Genomic DNA, 22,453 nt, shown 5'->3' with positions numbered 1-22,453 from the left:
CTTTGGCCAGAGGCATGCGCGCGCAGGAGCACGGACGCAAACCGATCGCCAAGGTATCCTGCGCTTCATGCTGTCCGTCCGTCGTTCTCCGATCTCACGCCCCGGCCTTGCCTTCCTCATCGCCGCGGCCGCAGCGGTGGCGGGCGTGCTTGGTGCGTGGTGGATCACGCCTGATGCGGTGTTGCCGGATGGGGGCGCCTTCGCCAGCCAGATCGTCGCCGCCAGCCCCGACCAGTTCCGCCCCGAGCCGCGCGAGTGGAGCGCCTATCTTGCCCTGCTGCTCGTAACGCCGCTTGCCGTGGCGCTGGGCCTGTGGCTGACGCGCGCCATGGCAGCGGAAGCCCGTCCGCGGCCCGGCGACGTGCTGCTGCTGCTGGCGGGCCTCGGGCTTGCCGCATGGGCGGTGGCGCGGGATGACATCGCCACCCTGTTCAATGTCGATTGGCGGGTGCTCACGGCGACCGGCGTGCTGGCGCTGGCGGCCGCGGCGGGGGGCGCTGCGGGCCTCGTTCCTTCCATGCGGAGTGCGGCGATGCTGCATCGCCTGGTGCTTGCGGGCCTGTGCATCACGTCGGTGCTGCTGTGCTTTGCGACGCGGGTGTTCGACGTCAGGTCGATCGACAGCGTGCCGTTCATGCCGCATTTCAGTGCATTCTTTTATTCGATCGTGCAGATCTCGCTGGGCGCGAGCTGCACCATCGGGGTCGTGCCGCAATATGGCTGCTATGGCGAGTTCTATGCGCCGCTGCTGAAGCTGGCGGGGCTCAATGTACTCAATGCCACGCTGCTGACGGCGCTGCTCCAGTCGGCGGCGCTGGTCAGCATCCTGGTGTTCGCAGGCCGCCTCGTGCGCAGTCCGCTGGTGCTGCTGGCGGCGGGGCTGTGGCTGATCCTGCTGCAGAACTGGGTGCTGGTCGGGGTGACCGACCCCTATTTCCAGTACGGGCCGCTGCGGTTGCTGTTCCCGGCGCTGAGCCTGGCGCTGGCAATGTGGTTCACCGCGCGGGCCGGCGCTGCCCGCGCAGCATGGCTCGGCGCCTTCGGCAGCCTTGCCGTGATGTTCAATCCGGACAGCGGCAGCGTGGTGCTGCTGGCGCTCGCCCTGCTGGTGGCAGCAACACCGCTGGCGCTGCGCGGCGGGATGCCGGCGCTGCGCGCCGCAGGCTTTGCCGCTGCCTTTTTCGCTGGCGCCTTCGCCGCCGGCGCCGCCTTCATCCTGCTGCTGGCGTGGAAGGGCGGCAGCCCGCCGCAGCTGCTGCAGCTCATGGCCTATCCGCGCATCTTCGCGGCGGAGGGTTTCATGATGCTGCCGCTGCAGGGGCTGCCGGCACTCTGGGTCGCGGTCGCGGCGGTGCTGCTGCTCGGCGTGCTGCTCGCCGCGCTTGACCTGAGCAAGGGCTGGAACCGCGAGGCGATGCTGACGCTCTATGCCGCGATCCTCGGCGCCGGGCTGGTGAGCTACCACGTTGGGCGCTCGCATCCCAACACGCTGCTGCTCTGCATGTGGCCGGCCGTGGTGGTGGCGGCGCGACTGCTCGACCGGCTGACCGGCGCAACCGGCAAGGATGCGAGTCGAAGCCTGGCCTTCATCGGCCGCGCCACCGCCCTGCTGTGGATCGGCCTCGCCGCCGTCATCGGCGTCCCGGGCGCGCCGTTACTGGCCGAGACGGCCGCGACGCGATGGCAGCCGATCCTGCAGGCCGCCGCCCCGGCGGAGCCCGGCCTGCCGGGCTTCATCGCGCAGGAGAGCGACGGGGAGGCATATGAGGTGATCGGCATCGACCAGCCGGTGCTCGCCGCAGAGGCGAGGCACCGCGCGGGCTATGGTGGGCCAGGCATCGCCGAGACGCTGCTGCGCAAGGATGCCGCGGCCTATATCGACTACCTGCTCGACACCCGGCCGCCGCACCTGTTCATCGATTACCGGCTGGTCGAAAACCAGCCCTACTGGCTCAACACCGCATCATGGATCCGTGATGCCCTGCCACGGCTGCGGGCGATCTACAGCCTGAAGAACTGGAGCCCGGACGGCGAGATGATGCATCTCGTCCGCGAGCCCTCGCCGGCGCCTGACCTGTTCGAGCGCCACCTGAGCTGCGCCGGGCCCAGCTGCCCGCCGCCGCAGACCATCGTCTTCGCCGAACAGGGCGGCCGCCTGTGGCAGCGCTGGCAGCGGCCGGTTCAGCTGCCCCTCGACCTGCACGAGCCGGTTCCGGCCGGTGGCTTCGACATCATCATGACCGTTGCCCCGGAGCCAGAGCAGGGGCCCTATGCCACCATCGTGTCCAACCACAGTTACGACTTCCGGGGCTTCACGCTTCATCACCTGCCGCGCAGCAACGGCTACTATTCGCTGGCGGTGGGCGATGGAGAGCGCTGGCACGCCAGCAAGCCCTTCATCATCCCGCCGGGGCGCCTGTCACGGCTGGTGGTGCATGCCGAGGGCGACCACTTCACGGTGACGCTGGATGGCAGGACAGTGAGCGAAATGACTGTGGCGAATGCGCAGGTGAAGGGCCCGCCGGACGTTCCCCTCAGCTTCGGCGACTTCATGAAGCGGGGACGGCCCTTCGCCGGCCTGATCGAATTCGCGGCCCTGGTGCCGCACCCCGGACAGCAGGGAGCTAACCATGACTGACGCAGTGCCGTACCGGAGACGCGGTGCATGAGGGGGGCTGGCGGCGAGGGCGCCTTGGCGCGCGCGGCGCTGACGCTGCTGGTGGCGGGGCTGGTCACCGCGGCGGTGGCATGGCTGTTCTATCCGGGATTCATGTCCTATGACACGCTGCATGCCCTGCGCAGCGCCCGCAGCGGCGTGACCGACTCGATGTGGCCACCCATGGTGAGCTACATCTGGCGGGCGGTGGACCAGGTCTCGACCAACCCCTCGGCCATGCATGTGGCCCAGCTCTTCCTGCTGTTCGCGGCGCTGTTCACCATCGTCGCGGTGCTGAGCGGGCGGCTCGTGCAGGCGGCCCTGTTCCTGCCGGCCTATCTCAGCGTTCCCGTGATCCTCGGAACGGTGGCGGTGATCTGGAAGGATGTGCTGATGGCCGCCTTCTTCTTTGCCGGCTATGCCGCGACGCTGCTGATGCGCCGGTCGACCAGCGCCGCTGGCGCCGGATTCCTCGGCCTGCTGGCGCTGCTGCTGATCGCCATCGGGGTGGCGACGCGCCACAATGCCGTGGCCGGCGCGGTGCCGCTCTTCATTCTGCTGGGCTTCGCGGTGGCGGAGCGCATCACCGGTTCCAGAAGGTGGCGCATGATGGCGGCCGCCGGACTCGCCGCGGTGATGATCGCGGTGAGCTTCGGCGCGAAGACGGCGCTCGACCGCTATTCCCTCCCCAGCCTGACACCGCTGCCGGACAGTACCGCCTTCTTCATCCGCTCGGTGCGCGTTCTCGACCTTGCCGGCGCCAGCCTGTGTCTGAAGCGCAACCTGCTGAAGCCGCTCGACCCGTCGCTGTCGATCACCGACGTGGCGAAGCTCTATGACGGGCGGCACATCAACCTGTCGCCGGGGCTGCTGGCGCGGACCGGCTCCGATGCGCGCGTCGATGCGCCGTGGCGCGACATGCTGCTGCACCACCCGGTGTGCGCGCTGGCCAACAAGCTGCAGCTGGCGGCCTATCTCACCGGGGCCAACCGCGGCGGACAGTTCCTCATCACCGCGCCCTCCATCGACAAGAACGAATATGGCTATCAGCTGGCCGCCTCGCCGCTGCGCGACAGGGTGGTGGCGCATGTGTTCAGCGCCTCGAGCTGGCTCGTCTACCGGCCGTGGTTCATCTATGCCGTGGCCACCGCCGCCCTGGCCCTCGCCATGTGGCGCCGCCGGTCATCCGGCGAGGTGGTCGTGCTCTATGCCGCGGGGGCCAGCTACTTCGCCAGCCTCGTCGCCATGGGCAATGCCGCCGATGCGCGGCTGCCCTTCTTCACCACCTCTGCCCTGCTGGTGGTTCTGGTGGTGTCGGCGGTGCCGCCACGGCGGCGCCCGGCAGACGGGTCGCGGCCATGAAGCTGTTCATCACCGGAGCCTCCGGCTTTGTCGGCGCTGCCACGGTGCGTGCCGCGCTGCGCCGGAACCATGCCGTTGTGGCGCATTGCCGCGCCGGGCGGCCGACCCCGCGCCTCGACGGGCTGGCAGGCCCGCTGCAGCGGCTCGACCTCGACCTCCGCGACGAGGCGGCGCTGGCGGCGGCGCTCGTCGAGCACCAGCCGGATGCCGTCATTCATTTGGCGTGGGAGGGGGTGCGCAACACCGAGCACGGCGCGCGCGCGCAGCTCGACGGCAATCTGGCGATGAGCTGCGCCGTGGCGCGGGCAGCGGCGGCGGCGGGTGTCGGCTGCTTCGCCGGCATCGGCAGCCAGGGCGAATACGGCCCCGAGGGGCCGCGCCACGAGGACAGCCTGCCGCAACCGGTGACGCTCTATGGCGCCAGCAAGGTGGCGGCCTATTTCCTCACCCGCGAGATCGCCCGGCAGAACGCCATGCGCCACGTCTGGCTGCGGCTGTTCTCGGCCTATGGCCCGGGCGACAACGACTGCTGGCTGATTCCCATGTTGATCCGCGAGATGCTGGCCGGAAGGCGGCCGGAGATGACGGCGGGTACACAGAGCTGGGACTGGCTCCACGTCGATGATGCCGCCGAGGGTGTGCTGGCGGCGGTGCTGTCCACCCGCGCTGCGGGGATTTACAACCTTGGATCAGGACAGGCCGTCAGGGTACGCGATGTGGCGACGATGATCCGCGACCTCGCCGCACCCGGGCTCGAGCTGGTGTTCGGCGAGCGGCCGTTCGGCCCGGGCCAGATCATGTTCATGCAGGCCGACATCGCGCGGCTCTGCGCCGATACCGGCTGGCGTCCGCAGGTGGAGCTGCCCCGGGGCCTAGCGGAAACTGTGGACTGGTACAGGCGGCATGCGGGATGATGCAGGCTGCCGGTGTATCACACCGCTGTACCGGCGCTGACGCAGAGCGCCGGCCACCATCCACGTGACGACGGAGAGCCCCTTGGCCCGCATCTCGATCATCTCGCCCTGCTTCAACGAGGAAGACAATGTGGAGAGATGCTATGCTGCGGTGCGCGAGCTGTTCGACGAGGGCGGGCCGCTGGCCCGCCACGAGCATGAGCACATCTTTTCCGACAATGCCTCGGCCGACGGCACGGTCGATGTCCTCCGGCGGCTCGCGGCCGCCGATCCGCGCGTCAAGGTGATCGTCAACTCGCGGAATTTCGGACCGTTCCGCTCGATGTTCAATGCGCTGCGCTATGCCACGGGCGACGCCGTCGTGGTGTTCCTGCCGGTCGACCTGCAGGACCCGCCGGAGCTGATCCCCGAGATGGTGCGCTACTGGGAAAGCGGCATCGAGATCGTTGCCGGCGCGCGCGCCGAGCGCGAGGAGACCTTCCTGCTGCGCAGCTGCCGGTCGATCTTCTATCGCGCGGTCAACGCGCTGTCGGAGTTCGAGATCCCGCAGAACGTGGGCGAGTTCCAGCTGATCGACCGCAAGGTGTGGGAGGCGGTGGTGAGCCACCGCGACCAGTATCCCTATATCCGCGGGATCATCGCCTCGACCGGCTTCAAGCGCCTGATCCTGCCCTATGCGTGGAAGGCGCGCAAACGCGGGATCTCGAAGAACAACATCTTCAGTCTCATCGACCAGGGGCTGAACGGCGTGTTCTCCTTCACCTCGCTGCCGCTGCGCATCGGCAGCTTCATCGGCGTGGCGGTGGCGGCACTGGCGCTTCTCTATGCGGTGGTGAGCTTCATCCTGGCGCTGGTGTCGCCCGGCAGCGCGCCGGCGGGAACCCACACCATCATCGTGGCGATGTTCTTCTTCGCCGGTGTGCAGCTGTTCTTCACCGGCATGCTGGGTGAATACATCACCGCAATCCACGCCCAGGTGCGCCGCGGCCCCATCGTCATCGAACGCGAGCGGATCAACATCGCATCCCGCCCCGGTGGCGGTACCCCGCCGGAACCGGGCGCCTGACGGCAGTCCGGAAAAGGACAAGGGCCGCCCCGTGGGGCGGCCCTTGCGATTTGATGGGGAGCGCCGGGAGGGCTTACTGGCTGGTGGCCTGGCCGAGCTTCACCGGGGCGGTGAGCAGGCTGCCCTTGCCCTCGCGGTTGACGACCAGCATGTCGCCCTTGCCTTCGCTGGCGGGGGACTGCGTCATCTCGGCAATGGCCAGGCGCTGGGCCGGCTGCGGCGGCTCTTCTGCCTGGGCGTCGCTGACGCCCGGCAGGATGGCGGCCACGGCAGTGGAACCCGCGGAGAACTGCTGCGGCGCGCCGTCGCGGCGAACCGCCTTGTTGGAGTCGAAGACCAGCTGCGTCGGCCACCAGAACAGGTCGTCACCCGAGGCCGAGGCGGTGATGGTGCGGATGGTGGGAACGTTCTGCGCGTCGCCGCTCTCGATTTCCTCGGTGAGGCTGGTCTTGGCGGCGGCGTTGGATTCAAGCGACGCGGTCTCGACCATGGTTTCCGGGGCGATGACATAGCCCTGCGAGTTGCCGGCAACGGGCGAGGTGCGGGCGGTGAGATCGGGCGGCGGTGCCGAGGCCGGCTCGATCTTCATGTTGACGGCGGCCATCATCAGCACCTCGATGGGCTTGGGCCGCGGCTTGGGGGCGGGATAGCCCTGGTCGACGCCATTGGCATCGGCGACCGCCTCGGTGTCCGAATCGTCGGCCTGGTCGTCGCCGGCATCGGCGGGCTTGATGCGCGGCTTGGCGGGAGCGGCGGCCACGTCCTCGCTCATGCTGGCCAGTTCCTCGTCGTCGCCGCTGCTGTAGGCGGTTTCGAGCGGGATCTTCTTCTTGGCCGCGAGCTTCACATTCTCGGCATCACCCTCGTCGTCACCCTCCATCTGGGAGGGGAGTCGGGCGGCCGACGGATCAGCCTCGGCCACCATGACTTCCGGAACGGCCTTCATGCCCTTCTTGTTGAGGCGGGCGCCGACCGTCTTGCGGTAGTCGCGCATGATCTTGGCCATCTGGGCGGAGCTGATGGCCGGGCCCCAGTGGCGGACATTGCCGGAATCGATGTGCAGGAAGCCGGTGGGACCGGCGCCGGAGGAGTAATAGCCGACGCCACCCACCTGGCGCACCAGCGCCGAGTTGCGGATCTTGATCGTCGGCACGTCGGGGAAATAGAGGTCGATGGCGTGGCCCACCATGTGCTGGCTCTTGCGCGCCACGTTGCGGCCGACCTTCTTGAGGAAGGCGTTGGTCTTGGGGCTGCGGTAGCCGCAGACGATGTGGATCGGCGACTTGGAGCCCAGGTCGGCGTGCAGTTCCCACATCAGGTCGATGGTGCGCGGCGAGATGGTGATCACCTCGTTGCGGCGCCAGTCACGCATCAGGTAGTTGATCTTCTTCATGGCGGACGGGATGTACTTGCCGTCCTTCATGTAGGTGATGGTGAGGCGTTCCTTGGTATGGACGTGATAGAGCGAGAGGGTGCGCGTCTCGCCGCCGGAGTGGGCAGTGCCATTGAGGCTCAGAAGGACGCCAGCGCCGAACATCGCCGCCACGGCAGTCGACGCGGCGAGCTTCTTCCAGCGGGCAAAAAACGTGCGAAGTCCGGTTTCCCTGCAGTCCAAACCCATACCCCACTTACAACCGGTTTTCCGGTTCCTCTGGTGCTTTGTCCAGCTGCCTAACCCCATCCCGGGCTTGGCTTACACTGTAACCGCGTTTCAAACAAGATTGAGGCCACCATGAGGCGGCTTTCCGTTAATGGTAAATCGGTATGTTTAACAGCAGCTTAACGGCGCAGCACAGGAGCACTGTTTAACCTCCGATTGTAATCTTCTCCCCTTTGCCGCGCAACGCCGTCAGCGCTGGGCCACCAGAGTCGCCGAGCGGGCGTTCTCCAGGGTGCGGTCGCGGCCATAGATGTCGTTGTAGTAGACCATGTTGCCCTGATCGTCCGGCCAGGCGGTGAAATAGGTGATGTGAACGGGAATCTTCTGCTTCAGGCGCACCGTTTCGCTGCTCTTGCTCTCGATCTTGGCGGCGACCTCCTCCGGCGTCCAGCCGAGGACCACGGAGGCGAAGTGGCGCGGATCCTGAACGCGCACGCAGCCATGGCTGAAGGCCCGCACCTGCTGCTCGAACAGGTTCCGCGAGGGGGTGTCGTGCATGTAGATGTCATGCGCGTTGGGGAAGAGGAATTTCAGCTCGCCCAGGGCATTGTCCGCACCGGGCGGCTGCTGCACGCCGAAGGGCACCTTGGCGCCATAGCTGTCCCAGCTGACGGCGCGCGAGGAAATGACCTTGCCCTGCTGCGTCACCACCTTGAAGCCCATCTTGTCGAGGTAGCCCGGATCGTTGCGCAGCTTCGGCAGATATTCGTTGACGATGATCGACTGCGGCACGCCCCATGAGGGGTTGAACACCACCATTTCCATCTCGTCACTGAAGACCGAGGTCTGGGTATTGGGCTTGCCGACGATGACGCGGGTGATCCACTCGGGCTTGCCATCCTTCATCACCCTTGCCTCGAAGGCGGCCTGGTTGACGAAGATGTAGCGGTTGCCGAGATCGCGCGGCAGCCAGCGCAGGCGCTCCATGTTGTCGAGCAGCTTGTCGACGCTGCCGCTGGTGCCGGCGTTGTTGAGAGCTGCGACCGTTTGCGGGCCGAGGGCTCCGGTGACCTTGACGCCGGCCTGCTTCTGGAACAGGCGGAGCTGCACCGAGAGCTCGGCATCGAGCAGGTCGGGGTCCATGCCGTCCAGCGGTTCGGCGGTGAAGCCCAGTTCGGCGAGGCGGCTGCGCACCGCGGGAATGCGCGGATCGCTGCCGCCCTTCTTGACGATCTCGCCATCGGCGATCTTGTCATCCTTCGGTTCGGCCTCGGCAGCGCGCAGTTCGGCCAGCGCCTTCTTCATGGCCGCATAGGCGGGATGGGTGGGGTTCAGGCCCTTCAGGTAATCCGCCGCGAAGGGCGAATTGGCGAGGACGCGGAGCGCCCGGTCCGGCGCCACCCAGGGCGGCGACACGTCGTGATAGCGCGACAGGAGCGCGGGGCTGAACTGGCCGCCCGAGGCATCACGCGCGTAGCGCAGCGCCGCGGCGGAAAGATCGATGTCGAGCCGCGCCATGGCGGCCGCATCATATTCAGGCAGGGGCGCATCGAAGGCGGTGAGGCCGGTGGGAAGATAGGCCTGCGGCTGCAGCCCCTCCTCGCCGGCGCTGGCGAGCAGCGCCAGCACATCCTTGCCACGCGCGCTGAGCTTGCCGTCGGCGAGCCAGATCGGGCGGTAGGACCGGGCGGCATATTCGGCGAGCAGCGCCTCACGCGCCGCGGGCAGCACGCGCAGCGAGGGGCCATCGGCGGCGAGCTGGCTGTAGATCGCCGCCGCCGCTGCATCGGCAGGGGCCGCGGTGGCGAGGCTCACGCCGCTCAGCGGCACCAGCTTGGGCGGCACATAGGTGAGATTGCCCATGCCATAGCCCTGGTCGCCACCGGGATCGGCATCGACGATCGTCACCTTCTTGCGCTTGGGCGCATAATTGGGGGTCGGGTCCTCGATGTAGACCGGGTCGTCCTTGAAGCTTCCGAAGACGCTGCGGCGCTTCTTGCCGGCGGCGTGGTTGCCGGACTTGCTGAAGAGCTTTTCGATGAAGGAGGGTTTCTGCCTGCTGGAGGCGGCCTCGGCCGGGGCGGTGCCACCCAGCAGCACCGCGGCCATGGCGGCAATGACACTCGATCTCACAAACGTCTTCATAACCCCACCTGCACGGCGTCCCGCCATCCCGAATGCCCAGCCTCGTTAGACTGCGCCGGCGGGACAGAATGTCAAATCACACTCAATTGCAAGTGATTTGCTGCAACCGGGCGTGAGTATCAACCGCTGGCGGCCTCCTCGAGACCGAGGTCCTTCATGCGCCGGTAGAGGGTGGAGCGGCCGATGCCCAGCTTGCGGGCAACCTCCGACATCTGGCCCTGGTAGCGGGCCAGCGCCAGGCGGATCATGTCGGCCTCCACCTCCTCGAGCTTGCGGATATGGCCGCCCTCGGTGACGACGGGAATGCCGAAGGCGACGCCATCGGCCACCGCGGTCGAGCCCTTGGGCAGCGGGGAGCCGCCGGCGATGGCGGCCGCCCCCTGCGGCAGTGCCGGCTTGGGCGCCAGCTGCGGGGCGGGCGGGATCCTGATCTCGTAACCCTCGACCAGCGAGGCGATCTGCGGGAAGTCCTCGATGTCCAGCCTGCCGCCCTCGCACAGCACCATGGCGCGGAACACGGTGTTCTCGAGCTGGCGGACGTTGCCGGGCCAGGAATAGGCCCTGAGCAGGCCGAGTGCTTCCGGCGTGATGCCGCGCACCTTGCGGCCTTCCTCGGCGGCGAAGCGCGTGACGAAGTGGTCGACGAGGGCGGGAATGTCTTCCTTGCGGTCACGGAGCGGCGGTACCATGATGGGGAAAACGTTGAGCCGGTAATAAAGATCCTCGCGGAACTGCCCGGCCTTCACCATCTCGATCATGTTGCGGTTGGTGGCCGAGATCAGGCGGATGTTGACCTTGACCGGGCGGCGCGCGCCGACGGGGTCGACCTCGCCCTCCTGGATGGCGCGCAGGAGCTTGACCTGCATGTCCAGCGGCAATTCGGCCACCTCGTCGAGGAACAGCGTGCCGCCGTCGGCCTCCTGGAACTTGCCCATGTGCCTCTGCGTGGCGCCCGTGAAGGCGCCCTTCTCGTGGCCGAAGAGGATCGATTCCACGAGGTTTTCAGGAATGGCGCCGCAGTTGACGGCGACGAAGGGGCGGCCGGCGCGGTCGCTCTCGCCCTGGATGGCGCGGGCGATCATTTCCTTGCCGACACCCGATTCGCCCTCGATCAGGATCGGGATGGTGGACTGCGCGCCGCGGCGCCCGAGGCGCAGCACATTGGCCATGGCGGGGGCCGAGGCAATGAGGTCGCTGAAGCTGAGGGCCCCGCCGACCTTTTTGTTGAGGCGTTTCACTTCCTCGGTCAGCGCATTGACCTTGAGCAGGTTCTGCACCGAGGCCTTGAGGCGCTCCGGGCTCACCGGCTTGACCACGAAATCATCGGCCCCGGCGCGCATCGCCTTGATCACCGTCTCGATCGATCCCTGGGCGGTCTGGACGATGACCGGCAGGTCGCCACGGATCGCCTGCATGCGTTCGAGGAATTCGAGGCCGGTCATCTCCGGCATGTTGAGATCGAGGATGACCAGTTCGATGGTGCCGCCGGACTGGCTCTTCAGCACCTCGAGCGCCTTCAGGCCGCCGTCGACCGGCATCGGGTCGCAGCCGAAGCGGCGCACCATTTCCTCGAGAATTCTGCGTTGAGCCGGATCGTCTTCGACGATGAGTACGCGGACAGCCATGCGCCTGTGGTCTTCTTCTTTGTGTGTTTCTTAACCCGGACAAGGCGGCCCGGACCGGCATCCGGGATCGACAGCGACTCGCCTCGTCCTTTCCCCTAGGGTGACAGGTGAGGGTAAAGGCGCCGTTAATGCAGAGCCACGTTTGGAGACACTCGCAATCGATTGGAAAAAGGCGGTTTTGATCCCTGTCATAGACTTGCGCGAAGATATCGGCAAACTGCGCAACCGGGAGGAGATGTCTTGAACCCAATCCGCGTGAGCCTGTTCGTCATTGCCGTCGCCGGCCTCGCCGGCGGATTGCTGGCGCCCTTCGTCGGGCTGGCGGAGGCGCAGAGCTGGATCTGGGGGGTGGCTGCGGGCGCCGTGCTGGCGGTGCTGCTCTACGACATCGTCACCTCGCTGTTCGAGGGCGAGGTGGGGCTCGACATCGTGGCGGGACTGTCGATTTCGGCGGCGCTGGCCTTTGGCGAAACGCTGGCCGCGGGCGTCGTGGCGCTGATGTATGCCGGGGGCCAGCTGCTGGAGGATTATGCCGCCAACCGGGCGCGGGCCGACATGAAGGCCCTGCTGGCGCGGGTGCCGAAAACGGCGCTGCGCTATGACGACGGCCACCTGCAGGAGGTGGCCATCGATGCCATCCATGCGGGCGACCGGCTGCTGATCCGCCAGGGTGACATCGTGCCGGTGGATGGCCGGGTGAGCAACGGCCGCGCTCTCCTCGACATGGCGGCGCTGACCGGCGAATCGGTGCCGGTGAAGGCGATGGAGGGCCAGGACGTCCAGTCCGGGGCACGCTCGCTCGACACCGCCTTCGACATGATGGCGACGCGGCCGGCCTCCGAGAGCACCTATGCCGGCATCGTGCGCCTGGTGCAGGCGGCACAGGCAGCGAAGGCGCCGATGGTGCGGCTCGCCGACCGCTATGCGCTGGTGTTCCTGGCCGTCACCGTGGGGCTGGCGGGGGCGACATGGTATTTCACCGGCAGCCACATCCGCATGCTTGCCGTGCTGGTGTCGGCAACGCCGTGTCCGCTGATCCTCGCGGTGCCGGTGGCGATCATCGCCGGCATGGGCAAGGCGGCGCGCCGCGGCGTGCTGATGAAGGGCGGGCCGGTGCTCGAGACCATGGCGCGCGCCGCCAACCTCGTGATCGACAAGACCGGGACGCTGACCAGGGGCCGTGCCGAGCTGGCCGGCATCGTTCCTGCGGCGCATTGGGAGCCGCAAGAGATGCTGCGGCTTGCCGCCTCGCTGGAGCAGGCCTCGGCGCATGTGACGGCGGGCTCGATCGTGGCCGCGGCGCAGGGCAGGAGGCTGGCGCTGTCCTACCCGCAGGAGGTGCGCGAGACGGCGGGCGAGGGGCTGGAGGGCATGGTCGAGGGCCATCGCCTCATCGTCGGCGGGCATGATTTCGTGGCGCGCAAGCTGGGCCTTTCGGCGCTGCCGCGGCCGGAGCGCGAGCCGGGCACGGCGCTGGCGGCGCTGGCCATTTCCGGCCGGCTTGCCGGGCACCTGCTGCTCGCTGATGGCATTCGGCCGGAAACGCCGCTGGCGCTGGAGCGGCTGCGGCAGGCGGGCATCCGCCGCATCGTGCTGGCCTCGGGCGATGCGCAGGCGGTGGTCGACCGGGTGGGCGAGGGGCTGGGCCTCGACGTTCTGCGCGGCGGGCTGAAGCCGGAGGAGAAAGTGGCCATCGTCGCGCAGGAGCGGCGATCCGGAATCACCCTGATGGTGGGCGACGGGGTGAATGATGCCCCCGCCCTCGCCATGGCCGATGTCGGCATCTCGATGGGGGCGACCGGTTCGGCCGCGGCCACCGAATCGGCCGACGCGGTGCTGCTGGTCGATGACCTGACGCGGCTCGCCGAGGGATTGTCCGCCGCCCGCCGGGCCCGCGCCATAGCGGTGCAGAGCGTTCTCGCCGGGCTCGGCCTGTCCTTCGCGGCGATGGTCGCGGCGGCCTTCGGCTACATCACGGTGGTCGAGGGCGCGCTGCTGCAGGAGGCGATCGACGTCGCGGTGATCCTCAACGCCTTGCGGGCGCTGCGCTAGACCCTCAGCCCATCGACTTGTTGATCTCTTCCGTCATCTTCTTGGCGTCGCCGAACAGCATCATGGTGTTGTCGCGCCAGAACAGCGGATTGTCGACGCCGGCATAACCCGACGACATGCCGCGCTTGATGAACATCACCGTCTTGGCCTTCCACACTTCCAGCACCGGCATGCCATAGATCGGCGACTGCGGGTCGTCCTTGGCGGAGGGGTTGGTGACGTCATTGGCGCCGATGACGAAGGCGACGTCTGCCTGGCCGAAGTCGGAGTTGATGTCCTCGAGTTCGAACACCTCGTCGTAAGGCACATTGGCTTCCGCCAGCAGCACGTTCATGTGGCCGGGCATGCGGCCTGCCACCGGATGGATGGCGTATTTGACGGTGACGCCCTGCTCCTTCAGGTGGTCGCCCATTTCGCGCAGCGCGTGCTGGGCCTGGGCCACCGCCATGCCATAGCCCGGCACGATGATGACCGAGCCCGCGTTCTTCATGATGAAGGCCGCGTCCTCCGCCGAGCCCTGCTTCACGGGCTTCGCTTCGCCCTTGGCCGCGGGGCCCGCACTCTCGCCGCCGAAGCCGCCGAGGATCACCGAGATGAAGGAGCGGTTCATGCCCTTGCACATGATGTAGGACAGGATCGCACCCGAGGAGCCGACCAGCGCGCCGGTGATGATGAGGGCCGTGTTGTGCAGCGTGAAGCCGATGCCCGCCGCCGCCCAGCCGGAATAGGAGTTGAGCATCGAGACGACGACCGGCATGTCGGCGCCGCCGATCGGGATGATCAGCAGGAAGCCCAGCGCCAGCGAAATGACGATGATCAGCCAGAACCACAGCCACACCGGGCTGAGGTAGAACAGCACGATGCAGGCGACGAGTGCCAGGCCCAGCGCGATGTTGATCGCATGGCGCGCGGGCAGCATGATGGGGGCACCCGACATGCGGCCATCGAGCTTCAGGAAGGCGATGATCGAGCCCGTGAAGGTGATGGCGCCGATGGCGGCACCCAGCGACATCTCGATGCGCGAGATCGGCTGGATCAGCCCGTCGACCACGATGTGGAAGGCTTCGGGCGCATAGAAGGCGGCGAGTGCCACGAAGACCGCGGCGAGGCCGACGAGCGAGTGGAAGGCCGCGACCAGCTGCGGCATGGCCGTCATGGCAATCTTTTTCGCCGCCGTGCCGCCGATCACGGCACCGATGCCGAGGCCGAGCACGACGAGGCCGATGACTAGCGGCGAGAGCTGCATGGTGGCAAGCGTGGTGGCGATGGCGATCGCCATGCCCACCATGCCGTACATGTTGCCCTGCCGCGATGTGGCGGGGGATGACAAGCCCCGCAGCGCCATGATGAACAGCGCGCCGGAGACGAGATAGAGAAGGGCTGCGAGATTGGCCGACATGCGCCTACTTGTCCTTCTTCTTGTACATGGCGAGCATGCGGCTGGTGACCATGAAGCCACCGAAGATGTTGATCGAGGCGAGGATCAGCGCGAGGAAGCCGAAGATCATCGCGACCACCGAGCCGGAGGCCAGGGCACCGACACCCACCGCGAGGATGGCGCCGACCACGATCACCGACGAGATGGCGTTGGTGACGCTCATCAGCGGCGTGTGCAGGGCGGGCGTCACGTTCCACACCACGTAATAGCCCACGAATACCGCCAGCACGAAGATGCCGAACAGCGAGACAAAGGGATCGATCGCTTCCATCACTCAGGCTCCGAACTTCACTTGGAAGTAAACATGGGGTGCACCAGCGCGCCGTCCCGGGCGATCATGGTTCCCTTGATGCATTCATCGGCGTCGTCGATCTTGAGGGCACCTTCCTTGGTGATCATCAGGTCGAGGAAGTTGGCGAGGTTCTTGGCAAACAGCGGCGAGGCATTGCCGGCGAGCTTGCCCGCGAGGTTCACCGTGCCGACGATCTTCACCCCCTTGTGCTCGACGATCTGGTCGGGCTTCGACAGCGGGCAGTTGCCGCCGCGCTCCACCGCCAGGTCGACGATGATCGAGCCGGGCTTCATGCTCTCCACCATCTCCTCGGTGATGAGCACGGGTGCCGGGCGGCCGGGGATCAGCGCGGTCGTGATGATCACGTCCTGCGTCTTCACGTGGTTGGCGACGAGGGCCGCCTGCTTGGCCTTGTCTTCCGCCGAGAGTTCCTTGGCGTAGCCGCCGGAGGTCGCCGCATCGGCGATGTCGGCATAGACGAACTTGGCGCCCAGGCTCTTCACCTGCTCTTCCGTCGCCTTGCGCACGTCGGTGGCCGACACGATGGCGCCGAGGCGCCGCGCCGTGGCGATGGCCTGGAGCCCTGCGACGCCCACGCCCATGATGAAGACCTTGGCCGCAGGAACCGTGCCGGCGGCGGTCATCATCATCGGGAAGGCGCGGGTGAAATGAAAGGCGGCGTCGATCACCGCCTTGTAGCCCGCGAGGTTGGCCTGGCTGGACAGGATGTCCATCGACTGCGCGCGTGTGATGCGCGGCATCAGCTCCATGGCGAAGGCTGTGGCGCCCGAGGCGGCGATGGCCTCGAGCCCGGCCTTGTCCCCATAAGGTTCGAGGCCACCCATGAGGATGGCCCCGCGCTTCAATGTTGACAGGAGTTCGCCCGAAGGGCGGCGGACCGTGAGCACGATGTCCGCGTCGCGCCCCACCGAGGGTTCGATCTTCGCTCCGGCGGCGGCAAAGGCATCGTCCGGAATCGAGGCACCCCTGCCGGCGCCTGCCTGGACGGTGACCTCCGCACCCTTCTTGATGAACGCCTTTACCGTGTCGGGGCTGGCCGCTACGCGACTCTCCCCAACCATTGTTTCCGTGGGGATCGCGATTTTCATGCTGCCCGCCCTTTTGGTCAGCTGACCATTACGGCGGTGAGCAGCCCGAAGATCACGAGCCAGCCGAGAGACACATACCAATTGTTGCTGGCCCGCATGTCGACGATCAGCGCGATGGCGCCGATGATCAGTCCCGCGAAGCCGATCAGCACATTGCCCTTCTCGATGAAGGCGAAGGCGGAGAGCGCCACCAGCACGTAGAGGCACATGATGGTGAGCGCCACGGCACCCTTGATGAAGCCCGCATAGGTGGCATTCGCCGCCTCGTAATCCATCGCGCTGGACGTGTGGGTCCCGTGTTCGGCCATGATTCCCCCAAAAGCCTGAAATTCGTTCCTGACGCTTTTCTAGCCACTCGCAGCCGCCCCCGCAAGCGGCCAGCCAGCCCGCGCGGCGATCCGTCACGCGAACCGGGAAAGGCCTGCCAAGTCCTCGAAAACATAGATCGATTCCGGCAGGGAATGGCCATGCCAGAGGTAGCTGTCCGGCCGCACGAAGCGGGCGCCAAGGGCCTCGTAGAAGGCGACGGCCGGCTGATTGGCGCTGAGAACGCCCAGTGACAGCGCCCGGCCGCCCCGGGCGAGCCAATCCGCAGCCGCAAGCCCCACGAGGTGCCGTCCGATGCCGCGGCGGTGGAAGCGCTGCAGGAGGTAGAGGGCGAAGACATGGCCATCGGCCCCCTCGGCCAGGGGCTGGTCCAGCACGCCACGATGGATGAAGCCCGCCGGCTCACCCGCAACCTCGGCCAGGAAAGCCTGCGCGGCAGGGTTCCGGAGGTGGCCCTCCCAGCGGGCCGTGCGGTCGGCCATGTCCACCTGATCGAGAATCGAGACCGGCACGATCCCCGCATAGGCCTCGCGCCAGCAGGCGACGTGCAGATGGGCGATGGCCCCGGCATCGGCGACGGTCGGGATACGAAAGGTGACGTCCGTCATGACCTCCGCCCTGTCCCATCAAGTTTCCCTCCCCTCAAGGGGGAGGGGAGATTGCGCTACATCTTCTCCAGTTCGTCGATCATGCCGGAGATCACCGACAGGCCCTTGTCCCAGAACTTGGGGTCCGCCGCGTCGAGGCCGAAGGGGCGGAGGAGGTCGGAATGGTGCTTGGTGCCGCCGGCCTTCAGCATCTCGAAATATTTCTGCTGGAAGCCCTCGGCGCTCTCGCGGTAGCGGGCATAAAGCGAGTTCACCAGGCAGTCGCCGAAGGCATAGGCATAGACATAGAAGGGCGAGTGGATGAAGTGCGGGATATAGGTCCAGAAGGTCTCGTAGCCCGGCCCGAACTCGATCGCGTCACCGAGGCTTTCGTGCTGAACCGACATCCAGATGGCGTTGATCTGGTCGGGCGTCAGCTCGCCCTCCTTGCGCGCCTCGTGCACCTTGCGCTCGAAGGTGTAGAAGGCGATCTGGCGGACGACCGTGTTGATCATGTCCTCGACCTTGGAGGCCAGGAGCGCCTTGCGCTTCTTCGGGTCCGTGGTCTTCGCCAGCATCGCCTGGAAGGTCAGCATCTCGCCGAAGACGCTCGCCGTCTCGGCCAGGGTGAGCGGGGTCGAGGCCATCAGCGCGCCCTGCTTCGCCGCCAGCACCTGGTGCACGCCATGGCCCAGCTCGTGCGCCAGCGTCATCACGTCCCTGGTCTTGCCCAGATAGTTGAGCAGCACATAGGGGTGGGCCGACGGAACGGTCGGATGCGCGAAGGCACCGGGCGCCTTGCCGGGGCGCGAGGGCGCGTCGATCCAGCGCCTGTCGAAGAAGCTCCGGGCGATCGATGCCATCTCGGGCGCGAATTGTCCGTAGGCGGACAGAACCATCTCCTGTGCCTCCGCCCAAGGCACCTCGCGCGTGTCTTCCGCGGGAAGCGGCGCGTTGCGGTCCCAGTGCATGAGCTTCTCCTTGCCCAGCCACTTCGCCTTCATGCGATAATAGCGGTGCGAGATCCTCTCGTAGTTGCGCCGGACGGATTCAACCAGCGCCGCCACCACCTCGGGTTCGACGCGGTTCGAGAGATGGCGCGCGTCGGAAATATCCTTGAAGCCACGCCAGCGGTCGGAAATCTCCTTGTCCTTGGCCAGCGTGTTGGTGATCAGCGTGAACAGCTTGACGTTCTCGCCAAAGGTTTTCGCCAGCGCCTCGGCACCCTTCCTGCGCACCGCCTCGTCCGGGCTCTGCATCATGTTGAGCGTGGGCTCGAGGGTCAGCTTCTCGCCATCGACCTCGAAGCGCAGTCCCGCCATGGTCTCGTCGAACAGGCGGTTGAAGGCAGAGGACGAGGTCTGCGACTTCTCGAGGAAAAGTTCCTCCAGCTTGTCGTCGAGCTGGTAGGGCTTTTCCATGCGCAGGTTGTCGATCCACGGCTTGTAGTGTGCAAGGGCGGGGACCTTCATCGCCTCCGCCAGCTGCGCGTCGTCGATGCGGTTCAGCTCGAGCTCGAAGAAGAGGAGCAGGGTGGAAATCTCGGTGAGCCTTGCCGAGACGTCGCCGTAGAACTTGCCGCGCTGCGAATCCGTCGTATCGCCCACGTAGTAGAGCTGGGCATAGGACCCGGTGCGGCCGAGGAGATCCGACAGCGCCTCGTAATCCTTCAGCGCCGCCGCCAGCCCTTCGCCCGGAAGCGAGGCGAGCTTGCCGCGATAGGTTTCCGCAAAGGCCCTGGCCAGTTCCTCTCCGCGCTTCATGTCGGCGGCGAAGGCGGGGTCATCGGGCGCCGCATAGAGGTCGGCGAGGTTCCATTCGGGCAGCGGTCCAAGTGTCTTGGCGGTGGCGGTCATGTCAGGTCCCTGGCAATGCGTGAGCGGCTGATATGGCCCAGCAATGCGGCTTCGGCAACCCGTGGCCGATTAAATTGCCGTCATGAGCCCGCCGCCCTCATTCCGCCGCCTTGAGCCCCGCGGCACCCAGCCAGCCGTCGAAATCCGCCATGGCGCGGGCGGTATAGGCCCGCTTTCTCTCCACCGCCTGGTCTGCGTGCTTGATGCGCTTGCCGTCGCGCATCTTGACCTTCTCGACCGGCGGGAAGAGGCCGAAATTGACGTTCATCGGCTGGAAGGATGATTTCTGCCCGTCGGTGGTTTCGATGTGGCCGCCGGTGATGTGGTTGATGAGCGCGCCATGCGCCGTCGTCGGCGGCGGCGGCGTGAAGGCGAGGCCCAGCGCTTCCGCCGCGGCCATGCGGCCTGCCATCAGCCCCATGGCGGCGCTTTCGACATAGCCTTCCACGCCCGTCACCTGGCCTGCGAAGCGCAGCGCGGGGCGCGCCTTCAGGCGAAGGGCTTCGTCGAGCACGCGCGGGCTGTTGAGGAAGGTGTTGCGGTGAAGCCCGCCGAGCCTGGCGAAGTCGGCCTTCTCCAGCCCTGGAATGGTGCGGAACACCTTCACCTGCTCGGCATATTTGAGCTTCGTCTGGAAACCGACCATGTTGTAGAGCGTGCCGAGCTTGTTGTCCTGGCGCAGCTGGACGACCGCATAGGGCTTTTCGTCCGGCTTGTGCGCATTGGTGAGGCCCCTCGGCTTCATGGGGCCATGGCGCAGCGTCTCGGGGCCGCGCTCCGCCATCACCTCGATGGGCAGGCAGCCGTCGAAATAGGGCGTCGACTTCTCCCACTCCTTGAAGTCGGTCTTCTCGCCATCCATCAGGGCACGGACGAATGCCTCGTACTGCTCCCTGTTCATCGGGCAGTTGATGTAGTCCTTGCCGGTGCCACCGGGGCCGACCTTGTCATAGCGCGACTGGAACCACGCCACGTCCATGTCGATCGTCTCGCGGTGGACGATGGGGGCGATGGCGTCGAAGAATGCGAGCGACTCCTCACCCGTCAGCGTGCGGATCGCCTGCGCCAGCGCCGGTGAGGTCAGGGGGCCGGTGGCGATGATGACGCTCTGCCAGTCCTCCGGCGGCAGGCCGGCGACTTCACCCTCGGCCACGGTGACGAGGGGGTGGCGCTTCAGCGTTTCGGTCACCTCGGCCGAGAAGGCATCGCGGTCGACCGCGAGGGCGCCGCCGGCGGGCACCTGGTGGCGGTCCGCCATCGCCATGATGAGCGAGCCCGAGCGCCGCATTTCCCAGTGCAGAAGGCCCACGGCATTCTGCTCGGCATCATCCGAGCGGAAGGAATTGGAGCAGACGAGTTCGGCGAAGCCGCCGGTGCGGTGGGCATCGGTGCCGACGTGCGGGCGCATCTCGTGCAGGATCACGGGCACGCCGAGGCTCACCGCCTGCCAGGCGGCTTCGGAGCCCGCCATGCCGGCGCCGATGATGTGGATGGGCTGGGTCTTTGCTGGGGTCATGGCGCCGCTGGTAGCACGATGCGCGAGGGCCTTCAAATCACCCGCCACTCAGCCTATGGCTGCGCCATGCAGATCACCCGCCGCCAGATTCTCCTCGCCCTTCCGCTCCTAGGCCTTGCAACGCCGGCGCTGGCCGCGCGGGACACCCTGGAATCCGACTGGTTCGTCGGCATCATTCCGGACACGCCCTTCAACATCGAGATCGTCAACATCCGCAAGATCCCGCCGGAGTTCCGCCGCCAGGACGTGCGCTACGCGGGGCGCGAGCCGGTGGGCAGCCTCGTCATCGACAAGCGCGGGCGCTTCCTGTTCCACGTCACCGGCCCGGGCCGGGCGGTGCGCTATGGCGTGGCGGTGGGGCGCGAGGGGGCGCAATGGTCGGGCGAGGCGGTGGTGGGCCGGCGGGCACGCTGGCCGAGCTGGACGCCCACCGCCAACATGCGCCGGCGCAACCCGAAGCTTCCCGCCACCATGCCGGGCGGGCCCGAGAACCCGCTGGGCGCGCGCGCCCTCTACCTCTACCAGAACGGACGCGACACGCTCTACCGCATCCATGGCACCAACGAGCCGTGGTCGATCGGCAAGGCAGCCTCCTCGGGTTGCATCCGCATGCTGAACGAGGACGTGTTCGAGCTGTTCGGTTCGGTGCCCAACGGCACGCGCGTCTTCGTGAGGTGAGCGCTTTCGACCCTTCTGCGACGCGCCAAGCCGGGCTAGCATCGCGCCATGAGCACAACCCTCGCCGACATCACCGCTGAACTCGAAGCCATCCGCGCCCAGTCGCTGTGGAAGGTGGAGCGCCCCATCCTCGGCCACCAGTCCGCCCATATCCGGGTGAAGAGCGGCGAGGTGCTGAACTTCTGCGCCAACAACTATCTGGGCCTGGCCGACCATCCGGAGCTCGTCAAGGCCGCGCAGCAGGCGCTGGACAGCCACGGCCTGGGCATGGCTTCGGTCCGCTTCATCTGCGGCACCAGCGACCTGCACCTCGAACTCGAGCGGCGCCTCGCCGACTACCTGCAGATGGACGACTCGATCCTGTTCGCCGCCTGCTTCGATGCCAATGGCGCGGTGTTCGAGCCGCTGTTCGGCGAGCAGGACGCGATCATCTCGGACGCCCTCAACCACGCCTCGATCATCGACGGCATCCGCCTCTCCAAGGCGAAGCGCCTGCGCTATGCCAATGGCGACATGAACGACCTCGAGGCACAGCTGAAGGCGGCGCGCGAGGCAGGTGCCCGGCGCATCATCGTGGTCACCGACGGCGTGTTCTCGATGGACGGTTATTTCGCCAAGCTGGCCGAGGTGCGGGCGCTGGCCGACCGTTACGACGCGCTGGTGATGGTCGATGACTGCCACGCCACGGGCTTCATCGGGCCCGAAGGGCGCGGCACGCCGCACCGCGCGGGCGTGAAGGTCGATATCCTCACCGGCACGCTGGGCAAGGCGCTGGGCGGCTCGGCGGGTGGTTACATCGCAGCATCGAAGCCGATCGTGGACCTGATGCGCCAGCGCGCGCGGCCCTATCTGTTCTCCAACGCGCTGCCGCCGCCCATCGTCGCCGCGGGGCTGAAGGCCATCGACATGGCGGAGCAGGGCGATGGCCTGCGCGCGCGTCTCTTCGACAACGCCAGGCGCTTCCGCGCCGGCATGGCGAAAGCGGGCTTCACCCTGCTGCCGGGCGAGCACCCGATCATCCCCGTCATGCTGGGCGAGGCGAAGCTGGCGCAGGAGATGGCGGCGACGCTCTACGACAAAGGCATCTACGTCACGGGCTTCTTCTTCCCCGTGGTGCCAAAGGGCCAGGCGCGCATCCGCACCCAGATGTCGGCGGCGCATTCATCACAGGACATCGACACGGCGATTGCCGCCTTCACGGCGGCGGGCCAGGAACTGGGAGTGATCTGA

General features: G+C 67.1%; 17 protein-coding genes. 7 read left to right on the top strand and 10 right to left on the bottom strand.

The genetic code is table 11. The features are described from left to right. Positions 1 to 67 precede the first annotated feature (67 nt). From DK847_RS02050 to DK847_RS02035, 4 genes are all read left to right on the top strand, one after another. Positions 68 to 2,638, top strand: a complete 2,571-nt coding sequence (locus DK847_RS02050; protein WP_111195940.1) for a hypothetical protein — start codon at positions 68 to 70, stop codon at positions 2,636 to 2,638. A gap of 27 nt (positions 2,639 to 2,665) precedes the next feature. Then, complete coding sequence (locus tag DK847_RS02045) at positions 2,666 to 4,018, top strand: hypothetical protein (RefSeq protein WP_111195939.1); 1,353 nt, start codon at positions 2,666 to 2,668, stop codon at positions 4,016 to 4,018. Continuing rightward, a complete protein-coding gene (locus DK847_RS02040) occupies positions 4,015 to 4,932 on the top strand; it encodes an NAD-dependent epimerase/dehydratase family protein (protein ID WP_111195938.1) in 918 nt (305 codons plus the stop codon). The genes DK847_RS02045 and DK847_RS02040 overlap by 4 nt, the downstream gene beginning before the upstream one ends. Positions 4,933 to 5,014: 82 nt before the next feature. Beyond that, entirely contained in the window at positions 5,015 to 5,998 is a 984-nt protein-coding gene (locus DK847_RS02035; protein WP_111195937.1) for a glycosyltransferase family 2 protein, read from the top strand. A 73-nt stretch (positions 5,999 to 6,071) separates the two neighbouring features. On the opposite strand, the gene DK847_RS02030 is transcribed toward DK847_RS02035, so the two are convergent. The 3 genes from DK847_RS02030 to DK847_RS02020 all read right to left on the bottom strand — a co-directional run bounded on the left by DK847_RS02030 (position 6,072) and on the right by DK847_RS02020 (position 11,368). After that, the gene (locus tag DK847_RS02030; protein ID WP_161957103.1) at positions 6,072 to 7,619 is read right to left on the bottom strand and encodes a peptidoglycan L,D-endopeptidase MepK; all 1,548 of its coding nucleotides are present in this window, start codon (positions 7,617 to 7,619) and stop codon (positions 6,072 to 6,074) included. A 228-nt stretch (positions 7,620 to 7,847) separates the two neighbouring features. Beyond that, the gene (locus DK847_RS02025; RefSeq protein WP_161957102.1) at positions 7,848 to 9,743 is read right to left on the bottom strand and encodes a L,D-transpeptidase family protein; all 1,896 of its coding nucleotides are present in this window, start codon (positions 9,741 to 9,743) and stop codon (positions 7,848 to 7,850) included. Positions 9,744 to 9,862: 119 nt separating this feature from the next. Next, the gene (locus DK847_RS02020; RefSeq protein WP_111195934.1) at positions 9,863 to 11,368 is read right to left on the bottom strand and encodes a sigma-54-dependent transcriptional regulator; all 1,506 of its coding nucleotides are present in this window, start codon (positions 11,366 to 11,368) and stop codon (positions 9,863 to 9,865) included. A gap of 240 nt (positions 11,369 to 11,608) precedes the next feature. Here DK847_RS02020 and DK847_RS02015 point away from each other — a divergent pair, with 240 nt between their 5' ends. Next, a complete protein-coding gene (locus DK847_RS02015) occupies positions 11,609 to 13,420 on the top strand; it encodes a heavy metal translocating P-type ATPase (protein WP_111195933.1) in 1,812 nt (603 codons plus the stop codon). Between the two features lie 4 nt (positions 13,421 to 13,424). Here the strand turns inward: DK847_RS02015 and DK847_RS02010 are convergent, their stop codons facing one another. From DK847_RS02010 to trmFO, 7 genes are all read right to left on the bottom strand, one after another. Continuing rightward, positions 13,425 to 14,819 (bottom strand): NAD(P)(+) transhydrogenase (Re/Si-specific) subunit beta, encoded by a 1,395-nt coding sequence (locus DK847_RS02010; protein ID WP_111195932.1) that lies wholly within the window; start codon positions 14,817 to 14,819, stop codon positions 13,425 to 13,427. A 4-nt stretch (positions 14,820 to 14,823) separates the two neighbouring features. Then, complete coding sequence (locus tag DK847_RS02005) at positions 14,824 to 15,129, bottom strand: proton-translocating transhydrogenase family protein (protein WP_111195931.1); 306 nt, start codon at positions 15,127 to 15,129, stop codon at positions 14,824 to 14,826. 17 nt (positions 15,130 to 15,146) lie between these two features. Then, positions 15,147 to 16,259, bottom strand: a complete 1,113-nt coding sequence (locus DK847_RS02000; protein ID WP_111195930.1) for a Re/Si-specific NAD(P)(+) transhydrogenase subunit alpha — start codon at positions 16,257 to 16,259, stop codon at positions 15,147 to 15,149. Between the two features lie 17 nt (positions 16,260 to 16,276). Continuing rightward, a complete protein-coding gene (locus DK847_RS01995; RefSeq protein WP_111195929.1) occupies positions 16,277 to 16,567 on the bottom strand; it encodes an aa3-type cytochrome c oxidase subunit IV in 291 nt (96 codons plus the stop codon). A gap of 93 nt (positions 16,568 to 16,660) precedes the next feature. Further along, complete coding sequence (locus DK847_RS01990) at positions 16,661 to 17,194, bottom strand: GNAT family N-acetyltransferase (protein WP_111195928.1); 534 nt, start codon at positions 17,192 to 17,194, stop codon at positions 16,661 to 16,663. A gap of 56 nt (positions 17,195 to 17,250) precedes the next feature. Further along, entirely contained in the window at positions 17,251 to 19,029 is a 1,779-nt protein-coding gene (locus DK847_RS01985; protein WP_111195927.1) for a M3 family oligoendopeptidase, read from the bottom strand. A gap of 97 nt (positions 19,030 to 19,126) precedes the next feature. After that, positions 19,127 to 20,545, bottom strand: a complete 1,419-nt coding sequence (gene trmFO / locus DK847_RS01980) for a methylenetetrahydrofolate--tRNA-(uracil(54)-C(5))-methyltransferase (FADH(2)-oxidizing) TrmFO (protein WP_111195926.1) — start codon at positions 20,543 to 20,545, stop codon at positions 19,127 to 19,129. Between the two features lie 18 nt (positions 20,546 to 20,563). Between trmFO and DK847_RS01975 the strand changes: the two genes are divergently transcribed. Both DK847_RS01975 and DK847_RS01970 read left to right on the top strand, forming a co-directional pair. After that, the gene (locus DK847_RS01975) at positions 20,564 to 21,223 is read left to right on the top strand and encodes a L,D-transpeptidase (protein WP_245414493.1); all 660 of its coding nucleotides are present in this window, start codon (positions 20,564 to 20,566) and stop codon (positions 21,221 to 21,223) included. 48 nt (positions 21,224 to 21,271) lie between these two features. After that, positions 21,272 to 22,453: a glycine C-acetyltransferase gene (locus DK847_RS01970; protein ID WP_111195925.1), complete on the top strand. Its 1,182-nt coding sequence runs from the start codon at positions 21,272 to 21,274 to the stop codon at positions 22,451 to 22,453.

This window comes from Aestuariivirga litoralis (genome assembly GCF_003234965.1).
GTDB lineage: Bacteria > Pseudomonadota > Alphaproteobacteria > Rhizobiales > Aestuariivirgaceae > Aestuariivirga > Aestuariivirga litoralis.
Note: the sequence above shows the minus strand (reverse complement) of the source record. Positions and strands in the feature narration are given on the sequence as shown.

Excerpts from the sequence above, each read along its gene's own strand:
- DK847_RS02050 (WP_111195940.1), top strand. The coding sequence starts at position 68 with ATGCTGTCCGTCCGTCGTTCTCCGATCTCACGCCCCGGCCTTGCCTTC.
- DK847_RS02045 (WP_111195939.1), top strand. The coding sequence starts at position 2,666 with ATGAGGGGGGCTGGCGGCGAGGGCGCCTTGGCGCGCGCGGCGCTGACG.
- DK847_RS02040 (WP_111195938.1), top strand. The coding sequence starts at position 4,015 with ATGAAGCTGTTCATCACCGGAGCCTCCGGCTTTGTCGGCGCTGCCACG.
- DK847_RS02030 (WP_161957103.1), bottom strand. The coding sequence starts at position 7,619 with ATGGGTTTGGACTGCAGGGAAACCGGACTTCGCACGTTTTTTGCCCGC.
- DK847_RS02025 (WP_161957102.1), bottom strand. The coding sequence starts at position 9,743 with ATGAAGACGTTTGTGAGATCGAGTGTCATTGCCGCCATGGCCGCGGTG.
- DK847_RS02020 (WP_111195934.1), bottom strand. The coding sequence starts at position 11,368 with ATGGCTGTCCGCGTACTCATCGTCGAAGACGATCCGGCTCAACGCAGA.
- DK847_RS02010 (WP_111195932.1), bottom strand. The coding sequence starts at position 14,819 with ATGTCGGCCAATCTCGCAGCCCTTCTCTATCTCGTCTCCGGCGCGCTG.
- DK847_RS02005 (WP_111195931.1), bottom strand. The coding sequence starts at position 15,129 with ATGGAAGCGATCGATCCCTTTGTCTCGCTGTTCGGCATCTTCGTGCTG.
- DK847_RS02000 (WP_111195930.1), bottom strand. The coding sequence starts at position 16,259 with ATGAAAATCGCGATCCCCACGGAAACAATGGTTGGGGAGAGTCGCGTA.
- DK847_RS01995 (WP_111195929.1), bottom strand. The coding sequence starts at position 16,567 with ATGGCCGAACACGGGACCCACACGTCCAGCGCGATGGATTACGAGGCG.
- DK847_RS01990 (WP_111195928.1), bottom strand. The coding sequence starts at position 17,194 with ATGACGGACGTCACCTTTCGTATCCCGACCGTCGCCGATGCCGGGGCC.
- DK847_RS01985 (WP_111195927.1), bottom strand. The coding sequence starts at position 19,029 with ATGACCGCCACCGCCAAGACACTTGGACCGCTGCCCGAATGGAACCTC.
- trmFO (WP_111195926.1), bottom strand. The coding sequence starts at position 20,545 with ATGACCCCAGCAAAGACCCAGCCCATCCACATCATCGGCGCCGGCATG.
- DK847_RS01975 (WP_245414493.1), top strand. The coding sequence starts at position 20,564 with ATGCGCGAGGGCCTTCAAATCACCCGCCACTCAGCCTATGGCTGCGCC.
- DK847_RS01970 (WP_111195925.1), top strand. The coding sequence starts at position 21,272 with ATGAGCACAACCCTCGCCGACATCACCGCTGAACTCGAAGCCATCCGC.